This is a genomic window from Nocardia sp. NPDC058518, from assembly GCF_042719655.1.
Taxonomy (GTDB): Bacteria; Actinomycetota; Actinomycetes; order Mycobacteriales; family Mycobacteriaceae; genus Nocardia.
This window is the reverse complement of sequence record NZ_JBHXNJ010000026.1, coordinates 1-10,074: the sequence shown is the minus strand read 5'-3', so window position 1 is coordinate 10,074 and position 10,074 is coordinate 1. Positions and strand designations below refer to the sequence as shown.

At 68.4% G+C, this 10,074-nt stretch carries 8 protein-coding genes; 3 read left to right on the top strand and 5 right to left on the bottom strand.

Going from position 1 to position 10,074, the window contains the following annotated elements; all coding sequences use genetic code 11:
* Position 1 precedes the first annotated feature (1 nt).
* Positions 2 to 1,069: a putative zinc-binding metallopeptidase gene (locus tag ACFWPX_RS31775; RefSeq protein ID WP_378931688.1), complete on the top strand. Its 1,068-nt coding sequence runs from the start codon at positions 2 to 4 to the stop codon at positions 1,067 to 1,069.
* Between the two features lie 118 nt (positions 1,070 to 1,187).
* Positions 1,188 to 2,069: a bile acid:sodium symporter family protein gene (locus ACFWPX_RS31770; RefSeq protein ID WP_378931686.1), complete on the top strand. Its 882-nt coding sequence runs from the start codon at positions 1,188 to 1,190 to the stop codon at positions 2,067 to 2,069.
* A gap of 18 nt (positions 2,070 to 2,087) precedes the next feature.
* Here the strand turns inward: ACFWPX_RS31770 and ACFWPX_RS31765 are convergent, their stop codons facing one another.
* The 4 genes from ACFWPX_RS31765 to ACFWPX_RS31750 all read right to left on the bottom strand — a co-directional run bounded on the left by ACFWPX_RS31765 (position 2,088) and on the right by ACFWPX_RS31750 (position 6,967).
* Complete coding sequence (locus ACFWPX_RS31765) at positions 2,088 to 2,804, bottom strand: type 1 glutamine amidotransferase (protein ID WP_378931684.1); 717 nt, start codon at positions 2,802 to 2,804, stop codon at positions 2,088 to 2,090.
* On the bottom strand, positions 2,801 to 4,036 hold the full coding sequence (locus tag ACFWPX_RS31760) for a MurT ligase domain-containing protein (RefSeq protein WP_378931682.1): 1,236 nt from the start codon (positions 4,034 to 4,036) through the stop codon (positions 2,801 to 2,803). Before ACFWPX_RS31760 ends, ACFWPX_RS31765 begins: the two co-directional genes overlap by 4 nt.
* 63 nt (positions 4,037 to 4,099) lie before the next feature.
* The gene (locus tag ACFWPX_RS31755; protein WP_378931680.1) at positions 4,100 to 5,854 is read right to left on the bottom strand and encodes an FAD-dependent oxidoreductase; all 1,755 of its coding nucleotides are present in this window, start codon (positions 5,852 to 5,854) and stop codon (positions 4,100 to 4,102) included.
* 186 nt (positions 5,855 to 6,040) lie between these two features.
* A complete protein-coding gene (locus ACFWPX_RS31750; RefSeq protein ID WP_378931678.1) occupies positions 6,041 to 6,967 on the bottom strand; it encodes an EamA family transporter in 927 nt (308 codons plus the stop codon).
* A gap of 71 nt (positions 6,968 to 7,038) precedes the next feature.
* Between ACFWPX_RS31750 and ACFWPX_RS31745 the strand changes: the two genes are divergently transcribed.
* Positions 7,039 to 7,938 (top strand): LysR family transcriptional regulator, encoded by a 900-nt coding sequence (locus ACFWPX_RS31745; RefSeq protein ID WP_378931675.1) that lies wholly within the window; start codon positions 7,039 to 7,041, stop codon positions 7,936 to 7,938.
* 90 nt (positions 7,939 to 8,028) lie between these two features.
* Here the strand turns inward: ACFWPX_RS31745 and ACFWPX_RS31740 are convergent, their stop codons facing one another.
* Positions 8,029 to 9,480 (bottom strand): AAA family ATPase, encoded by a 1,452-nt coding sequence (locus ACFWPX_RS31740; protein WP_378931763.1) that lies wholly within the window; start codon positions 9,478 to 9,480, stop codon positions 8,029 to 8,031.
* Positions 9,481 to 10,074: the final 594 nt, after the last annotated feature.

The following is a 10,074-nucleotide window of genomic DNA, read 5'->3' as shown; positions in this document are numbered from 1 at the left end:
CGTGCGTGATTTCGTCTGTCCGAATTGCGGTCAGCAGCTGGCTTTCGAGAACTCGGTCTGCCTATCCTGCCGCAGCGCACTGGGTTTCAGCCTGACCGACCGCACGCTGGTGGTGATCGGTGACCCGCCGGGCGACGCCGCGGTCGATCACGCGGCAGGCGTCGTCGACAGTGATCGTTTCCGCCTGTGCGACAACCTGCATGTGGCGCAATGCAATTGGCTCGTCGACCGGGAGGGGTCTGGTCCGGCGCTGTGCCTGTCGTGCCGGCTCACCAGGACCAGGCCCAACGATTCCGATACCAGCGGTCTCGCCGCGTTCGCCGAGGCCGAGGCGGCGAAACGCCGGTTGATCTTCGAACTGGTCGAACTGGGCCTGCCGATCGTCGGCCGTGACGAGGACCCCGAGCACGGGCTGGCCTTCGACCTGCTGTCCAGCCGCACCAAAGGCGTGCTCACCGGCCATAGCGACGGAGTGGTCACCCTGGACCTCGCCGAGGCCGACGACCCGCACCGCGAGCAGTTGCGGATCGAGATGGCCGAGCCGTATCGCACCTTGCTCGGCCACTTCCGGCACGAGATCGGGCACTACTTCTTCCCCGTTCTGGTCGCTGATGACGCGGCGCTGCGACGCTTCCGGGATCTGTTCGGCGATCCGTTCGCCGACTACCAGGCGGCGCTGGATCGCCACTATTCCCAGGGTGCGCCCCCCGGCTGGAAGCGCGACTACGTCTCCTCCTACGCCACCATGCACGCCGCCGAGGACTGGGCCGAGACCTTCGCCCACTACCTGCACATCCGCGACACCCTCGATACCGCGGCGGCGTTCGGCCTCGCACCCGCCGGCGCGACCCTCGACCGCCCGCAGATCGGCCGCGCCGGGTTCGACAAGATCATCGAGCTCTGGTTGCCGCTGACCTGGTCGCTGAACATGGTCAACCGCTCGATGGGCCGCGACGACCTGTATCCCTTCGTGCTGCCCGATCGGGTGCTGGAGAAGATGCGCTTCGTCCACGACCTGTGCGCCGGTAGTCATGCCGCCGCCCCGGAGATCATCGCCTCCACGGGATAACGCATTGTCGATTTCGCTGCGACGAGGGTCACAGCTGGCTACTCTTCGAGATTGAGACCGGAGCGTCTCAATCCGGTCGGTACCTCGACTCGGACTGCTCGATGAGAAGTGTGTGGCTATGAACTCTCCACTGGTATCAGTCGGTCTGCCGTTGGCGCTGGCGGTGATCATGTTCGGCCTCGGGCTCTCGCTCACCGGCGCCGACTTCGCCCGCATCGCGAAGACACCGCGCATCGTCGCCATCGCGCTGGCCTGCCAATTGCTGGTGCTACCGGTGGTCGCGTTCGGCCTGGTGCTGCTGTTCGATCTGTCGCCGATTCTGGCGGTCGGCATGATGCTGCTGGCCGCCTCGCCCGGCGGGACCACGGCGAACCTGTTCAGCCACCTGTTCCGTGGTGACGTGGCGCTGAATGTGTCGCTGACCGCGGTCAATTCGATCATCGCGGTTGTCACCGTGCCGTTGGTGACCAACTTCGCCATCGGCTACTTCGAGCCGGCGGGCGAGGACGGTTCCGTCGGTCTGCAGCTGAGCAAGGTGGTGCAGGTCTTCGCCATCGTGCTGGTTCCGGTCGGCCTCGGCATGCTGGTGCGCCGCTGGTCGGCGGCGTTCGCGAACCGGATGGACAAGCCGGTGCGCATCGGGTCGGCGATCACGCTGCTGCTGGTGATCGTCGGCACCATCGTCAGCGAGCGCGACACCCTCACCGGCTCGCTCGCCGATGTCGGCGCCATCACCGTGGTGTTCTGCCTGATCAGCCTGTCGGCCGGCTACTACCTGCCGCGCCTGCTCGGCGTCGCCGACCGCCAGGCCATCGCCTGCTCGTTCGAGGTCGGCATCCACAACAGCACAATCGCCATCACCATCGCGATCAGCGTCCTCGACAGCACCGAAATGGCCATTCCCGCAGCGGTCTACGGCGTACTGATGTTCCCCCTCGCCGCGCTCGTCGGCTGGCTCATCACCCGCCGACAGGTGCGTGCCGAGGTCGCCGCCGAATGAGTCGGACGTGTGACTGAATCAGGCGCGCAGGCGTTCTTTGCGGAGCTGGTCGACCTCGGGGAGGTCGAGGGGGGCCAGGTCGGTGGCGGGGATGCCGAGGGCCTTGGCGATCAGGAGGTCGGCGAGTTCGGGGTTGCGGGCCAAGGCCGGGCCGTGCAGGTAGGTGCCGAAGACCGAGCCCTGGACGACGCCCTCGGTGCCGTCGCCCACGCCGTTGCCGACGCCGCGGGTGACGCGGGCCAGCGGGGTGGCGTCGGGGCCAAGAGTCGTTCCGCCCCGGTGGTTCTCGAAACCGGTGAGGGGTGCTTTGAGTCCAGGGACCAGTGGCGTCGTGGTTACTTCGCCGATGGCGCGGACCTTTTGGGGAGAGGTGGTGACATCGAAAAGGCTTACGCCGTCGACCTTTTCGCCCGCCGAGGTTTCGTACCAGTTGCCGAGCACCTGGATGGCGGCGCAGATGGCGAGGACGGGGGCGCCCTTGGCGGCGGCCTGCTGGAGGCCGGGGTATTTCTGGAGGTGGCGGGTGGCCAGGCGCTGCGCCGAGTCCTCGGCACCACCGAGGGTGTAGATGTCGAAGGAGTCAGGGACGGGATCGGCGAGGGTGATGTCGATGATCTCGGCGTCGTAGCCGCGCATGCGCAGGCGTTGCCGCAGGACCAGCGCGTTGCCGCCGTCGCCGTAGGTGCCCATCACGTCGGGCAGGACGAGGCCGATACGAATGGTTGACTCGCTCACTTGCGGGCCTCCAGATCACGGTTGAGATCGCGGAACGCGGTGTAGTTGGCCAGCACCTCGACGTGTCCGGCGGGGCAGGACGCGATGGCGCGCAGGGGATCCGGGACGAGCGTGTGTTCGACACCCGCGTAGGTGAGGCGCACGGCGAGGTCGGTCGCGCGCTCGCCGGCGGCGACCACCTGCACGCCTTCGAAGTGCTCGAACCGCACATCCCACAGCCAGGACAGATCCTCGCCGTCGGGCACCTGACCGTTCACCGCGATCACCAGACCGGCCGAGGACGGCTCGATCATCGACAGCGCTTCCTGCCAGCCCGCGGGATTCTTGGCCAGCAGCAGCCGGGCATCGTGATCACCGACGGTGACGGTGCGGTAGCGGCCCGCGATCTCGCGCACGGTGCCGGTGGCATCGGTCGCCTTCGCGGGCTCGGCGCCCATCGCGACCGCGGCGGCCACAGCCTGCGCGGCATTGCCACGGTTCGCGCGACCCGGCAGCGCCAGGTGCAACGGAGCGCGGAAACCATCAGGGCCGCACAGGTCTTCGCCTTCGAGCCACCAGACCGGTTGCGGGCGGTGGAAATCCGCACCGGTCGAGCGCCAGTTCTCGCCTTCCCAGACGATCGGCTCACCGCTGCGCGGACAACTCGTCGCGTCGACGGCCCAGCCGCTGCCCGCCGACACCCACACCACATTCGGATGGTCGTAGGCGATGGAGGCCACCAGCACGTCATCGCAGTTGGCGATGACGACCGCGTCGGGATGACGCAACAGCCCGGCGCGCAGCTTGCGCTCGATCATGTTGATCTCGCCGACCCGGTCGAGCTGGTCGCGGCTGAGATTGAGCAGGACGACAGCGGCGGGGTCGAGCGCGTCGCTCACGTGCGGCAGGTGCAGCTCGTCGACCTCGATCGCGGCCAGCGACACCCCCTGGTGCAGGCTGAGCGCGGCCACGATGCCCGCGTCCATATTGGCGCCGTCGGCCTGGGTCGCGACATCGCCGAGCGTGCCGAGCGCGGCGGTCGTCATCCTGGTGGTCGTCGATTTGCCGTTCGTGCCGGTGATCAGCACTGTTCGCCGACCGCGCCCGAGCTGCGTCATGATCGACGGATCGATCTTCAACGCGATCAGGCCGCCGATCATCGAACCCTTGCCGCGACCCGCCTTCTGCGAAGCCCACGACGCTGCCGCCGCTGCTCGCAAGGCCAAGCGCCCACGCACCGAGATGTCTGCCACGCCGCGAGTCTATGTGCGCGGTGTCCGGGCGCGCGTGCGGGAGCGGTGTGAGCTGCGTCCGCGTCAGGCCGGGACGTCGAAAAGGTTGGGTAGACCCTTGGCGTAGCGGTCGACGTCGATGATCCGCAGCGGCTCGAGTTCGGGGGTGCGGCGCAGGCGGAAACCACGGCAGCGCGGCGCCGACGAGCCCGCCACGTCGAGCAGCGCGTTCACGGCGGCGCGGGCCGACTCGTTGGCGCCCTCCATGGTGGCCAGGTCGACATCGGTGCGCACATAATCACCGGCGAGGAACAGGTTCTCGATCGAGCCGTGCGGCTCGGGGCGGGCGTCCCACGAACCCGCGGTATTGATGAGCAACGGGTCGGCATTCGCGTTGCGGCTGCCCTGCCAGGTGATTCCCGGATCGAGAAACCAGGAATGCACGTCGGCGGGCCTGAGTAGTTGTTCGCGATCGTTGAGATGGCTGCTCAACTGCTCCCAGACTTCGCGGAAGATCTCCTCGTGGGTGCATTCGGTGGCGGGTTTGCCGTAGAGCATTCCGGGCGAATTCCAGTCGGAGATATCCACCGAAAGGCAATCGGCCACCGACCCGTCGCCGAAAGACGGCAGTTTGTCGGTCCACAACTGATTCTGGCTGATCGAGGTGAGCGACCACGGCGAATCGACATAGGCCGTGTGTCCACGTGAAATACGCAGTGGCGCACGGAAATAGATCTGAATTCCGTTCATCCAATCGACGAAGAGCCGATCCGTCGCGGCGAGTTCCGGTGCCACGGCCAGCACTTGCGACGACCACAGTTTCCTGGCCTGTTCCACCGGCAGCGCCACCACGAAATAGTCGGCGTCGACCGTGCGTGCCCCGGTGGAATCGGTGATTCGAGCAGCTCGGATCCGCCGGTCGCGCACCTCGAGCTCGCTGACCCGTGCGCCGAGTTCGAACCGAACGCCCAGGCCACGCAGGTGGCGCACCCATGGATCGATCCAGGCGGTGTTGGTCGTGTTGTTGAGCACCCGGTCCAGGCCGCCGTCGTTGCCGATGCCGAGCGGGTTGCCGAGGAACTGTTCGCCCATGCTGCCGATGGTGCGGGTACTGGCCAGGTTCTCCTTGGCGGCGACCATGATCGAGGTCAGCGACCTGGACACGATCGCGCGGAACTCGTGCGAACGCTCGTGTCCGTGCACGAAGTCGTACCAGGAGGTGTGCTCCCACTGGCCGAATCGGCGGGCATCGCAGCTGGTGTTGAACACCATCAGCCGGTTGGCGAAGTACATGCCTTCCGTGGGCGACATCCTGGAGATCGTGGTGATCGTGGCGGCCAGGGTTTCCCGGATCGAATCCGGGGTCACCTGGGCGGCGGTGATGCTGTCGGGCAGGGCGAGCAGGATGTCGTCGCCGTCGCGGCGCGAGAACCTGGCCTCCGGCACCGCGATGAGGTTGTTCCACACGCCGTCGGCATTGCCTGCGAACGGAATTCGGCGCATCGTGTCGGGCAGGTTCTGATAGAAGCCGGGGAAGAAGCGGAACCCGTGCTCGCCGGGCAGATCGGGCCTGCCGTCGCGGCCGGTGCCGGGCACGCCCACGCTGCGCGCCTTGCCACCGAGCGCCCGCGCCTCGTACACGGTGACCTCGAACCCGCGCTCGGCCAATTCGTGGGCGGCGGTCAGTCCGGCGACACCGCCGCCGAGTACCGCGACCCGACGGCCGGGTGGCGCGGCGAATCCAGGCGCTCCCGCTACGGCCCCCGCCGATATCACCCCCGCTGCGACCGTGCCGCGAAGAAGGTTCCTTCGCGAAACGGGCCACCGCTGTTCCGCCATACGCTGTTCAGCTGCCTTGCTCGAGTTTTGCCTGGGATTTGCTACCACTCTAGAGCGCGGCGAAGACCAAGCTTTATCGACCTGTACGTCGTTCGCGAGCTCGAAACCGACCGGTCGCGCGGAAACGCATCGGGCGACCGATCACATGCTAGCCAGAGCTCGAGCGATCGTGGGTTGAATTCGGGTTCAGGCTCGGGCCAATTCGGGGATGGGGGCGGGCGCTGGTGTTTTCCCGATGCCGCGGCCGGTGGTCGCCGCGAAGGCACCCGCGATCACGACCGCCCCGCCGATCAGCGCGGCCACCGACGGCTCCTCGTCGAGGACGGTCCAGGCCGCGGCGATGCCGACGACCGGCACGAGCAGCGACAACGGCGCCACCGTCCCCGCGGGGTAGCGGCTCATCAGGTAGGTCCACAGGCTGGATCCGCAGACGGTCGAGAGGACGGCGATGTAGGCGAGTGCGGCCAGTGCGGGCAGGCCGTCGGCGGAGAACGCGGTGCCGACCGCGCGAAAGCCTGTTCCAGGCCCCTCGACAGCCATCGACAGCGCCAGCATCGGCACCACGGGCACCACCGACATCCACAGGGTCAGGTGCAGTGGGTTGTAGCCGGGGGAGTCGGCACCGGCCTGGCGGGCGCCGATATTGCCGAACGCCCAGCCGAGGCCGCCTGCCAGCGTCAGCAGAACCGGGAGCAAGGTGGCGGTGGCCATGCGGTCGGCGCCGATGACGACCATGCCGAGCACGGCGACCACGAGACCGGCCACCTGCACGGGCCGCAATCGCTCGCGCAGCAGGACCGCGCCGAGCACCACGGTGAACGGTGCCGACGACTGGAGTACCAGTGAGGCGAGACCGGTCGGCATGCCGGTGCGCATCGCCGTGAACAGGAACGCGAACTGCAGGGTGCCGAAGCCGGTGCCGTAGAGCAGCAGCCAGCGGGTGCGCACCGCCGGGCGCGGGATGAAGATCAGCACGGGGATCGCGATGACGGCGAAGCGCAGCGCGACGAAGAAGAAGGGCGGGAAGTGGTCGAGGCCGATGCGGATGGCCAGGAAGTTCAGGCCCCAGAGCACAACGACGGTCAGTCCGAGCAGGCGGTCACGGGAGGTCACGCCCTTATCGTGCGGGCCGCTAAAGATCAGCACAATCGAATAAATATGGATGGATAACGTAGTTTTACTTCATGTTCTCGATCGAGCGATTGCGGATTCTGCGCGAGCTGGCCGACCGTGGCACGGTCGCCGCCGTCGCCGAGGTGCTGTCGATGACGCCGTCGGCGGTCTCCCAGCAGCTGAAGGTGCTGGCCAGAGAGGCCGGGGTCGCGCTGCTCGAACCGGACGGGCGCCGGGTTCGGCTCACCGATGCCGGGCAGGCGCTGGTGTTGCGGGCCGACGACGTGCTCGCCGCGATGGAGCGGGCCACCGCGGAGATGGCCCACTATCGGGGCTCGCCGCGCGGACAGGTGCGCGTGGCGTCGTTCCCGTCCGGAGCCGCGCTGCTGCTGCCGCCGGTGCTGGCCACGTTGGCCACCAGCGGGGTCGAGCTGGTCGCGGGTGACGAGGACCTGCCGCCGAGCGAGGCATCGAAATTGCTGGCCGACTACGACATCGTGCTCACTCATCGCGACGAACGCGCGCGGTCGCTGTCCGGGCCGCGGCTGTCGGCGCGGGTGCTGATGCGTGAACCGATCGATGTCGTTGTCGCGCCGGATCATCCGCTGGCCGGGCGTTCGTCGGTGCGTCCGGAAGAACTCGCCGAAGAGACCTGGGTGAGCGTGCGCGGTGGGTTCCCGATCGACGATGTGCTCGAGTCCATCGCCACCGTCACCGGGGTGCGACCGCGGATCGCGCAGCGGCTCAACGAGTTCCGGGTGATCGAAACGCTCGTTGCGTCCGGCTACGGTGTCGCGCTGATGCCTCGCTATGCCGTCGCCCACCCCGACGTGTCGGTGCTACCGCTGGCCGGGGTCCGTGCGGCCAGGGTCTACGAGGTCATCACCCGCCCGCAGGCATACCGCAGCCCGGCCATCGCCACGGTGCTCGACGCGTTCGAGGCCGCGGCGCGCGAACGCGTCGCGCGGTGACCGAACCCATCCCGTCGCCGCCGGTCGGGTAGGCCGCGATAGCCACCTACCCGCCGGCGATGTTCGGCGACAACGGAATTCGGTGTGACGTCAGAACTGGCCGGGCTGGTACTGCTGACCCGGGTAGGGCTGGCCCGGCTGATACGGCTGCTGCTGCTGGTTCTGGTGCTGACCGTGGTAGCTGAAGTCGTCGGCGACCATCGCGGCCAGTTCGAGCAGGGCCCGCCTGGTCGGCTTGCTGACCAGTTCGAGGTCGATCTCGGCGCCCTCGGCCAGGTGATCGTCGAACGGGACGATCTGCACGGCGCGGGTGCGGTCGAGGAACAGTTTGCGCAGCTGGTCCAGGTCCACCGTTGACGCGCCACGCCGCGAGGCGTTGACGACGACGACGGTGCGTTCGACCAGCTTGGAGTAGCCGTGGTGGTCGAGCCAGTCCAGCGTCGCCGAGGCGCTGCGCGCACCGTCGATGGCGGGGGAGGTGACCAGCACCAGCGAGCTCGCCATATCCAGCACGCCCGACATCGCCGAGTGCATCAGACCGGTGCCGCAGTCGGTGAGGATGATGTTGTAGAACGACTGCAGGATGCCGATGGCCTTGCGGTAGTCGGCCTCGCTGAAGGCCTCCGACACGGCCGGATCCTGTTCGGAGGCAAGCACTTCCAGTCGGCTCGGGGCCTGCGAGGTGTGTGCGCGCACATCCGAGTAGCGGGTGATCTGCTGGTCTTCGAGCAGGTTGCGCACCGTCGAGCGGGTCTGGCGCGGCACCCGGTGGGCGAGCGTGCCCAGGTCGGGGTTGGCGTCGATGGCGATGACGCGGTCACCGCGCTGTGAGGCGAAGGTGGAGCCGAGACCGACCGTGGTGGTGGTCTTGCCGACACCGCCCTTGAGCGAGAGGATCGCGATCCGGTAATCGCCGCGCACGGGCTGGTTGACCCGCTCGCCGAGATCGCGGTAGACGACATCGGCCGCCGACTCACCGGGGTTGATCACACCGCCGGACACCTTGTGCACGGCCTTGCGCCACCCACTGCGCGGCGACTTACGCGCGCGCTTGAGCAGGTTCAGATCGTTGACCGAATGGCCGGGCTGGCCCGGTCCCTGCATGTGCTGCGGCTGGAACGGCTGCTGCTGCTGCTGGGGCGGGCCGCCTTGCCACTGCTGGCCGGGCGGCGGACCCGGCTGGCCGAGCTGGCCGGGGAACTGCCCCGGCTGACCGGGGAACTGTCCCGGCTGCTCGGGCTGCTGGCCAGGGGGCATCCCACCCTGCATCGGCTGCTGGTACATCGGCGGCGGCGGAGGCGCCCAGCTGTAGATGGGCTCGGACTGCGGCCCCTGCTCCTGGGGCGGGAACTGTTGCTGCTGTTCGGGACCGGGGTAGGGCTGGCCATCGGCACCCGGATACTGCGGCGGCATGCCCGGTTGCGGCTGCTCGCCGGTCGCGTGCGGGCCGGGGTAGGGCTGTTGCTCGCCCGGCTGACCCGGCAGCCACGGCTGCTCGCCCGGCTGACCCGGCCACGGCTGCTGCTGCTCGGGGCCGTTCATCGGCGGCGCGCCATTGTGCTGGTACGGATCTGGCACCGAGTACGGAGCGCCCTGCGCGAACTGACCCGGCGGCGCGAAACCGGCGGGCTGGTACACGGTCTGGTCGGCGAGTCCGGCATGGCCGGGCTCGGCGACGGGATGCTCACCGGTCGACGGATCGCCGAGTTCACCGCTCGGTTCGGCGGCGGTGTCGGCGGGCTCGATGTCGTCCTCGGTCGCGGTCTGCACACCGGAGGGACCGGACGCAGCTTCGGACACGTCAGCCGACGGACTCTGCAGCCACGGCGGAGAGGTCGGATTATGGTCGTTGTTGGTCACAGTTCCCCCACTTGCTCGCTGAACGAGCAGGAAAGCTCGGCGCTGAATATGCCCTAAAACGCTAACACGGTGTTTATTGGTGCGCTGGCGCGCACGTGTCCGCGGCCCCGAGGGGTCGCGGGTGCGGGGCTGGGAGTGCGGTCATGGCGGATATCAGGTGCGCGGTGGGGGGGGGGGGGGGGGGGGTGGGGGGGGGGCCCCCCCCGTCAGACAACAAATGTGAGGGCCGGGGATAGGCCCAGAGACGCCGGCCCAGCGCGAGCGGGGGGGTGAGGG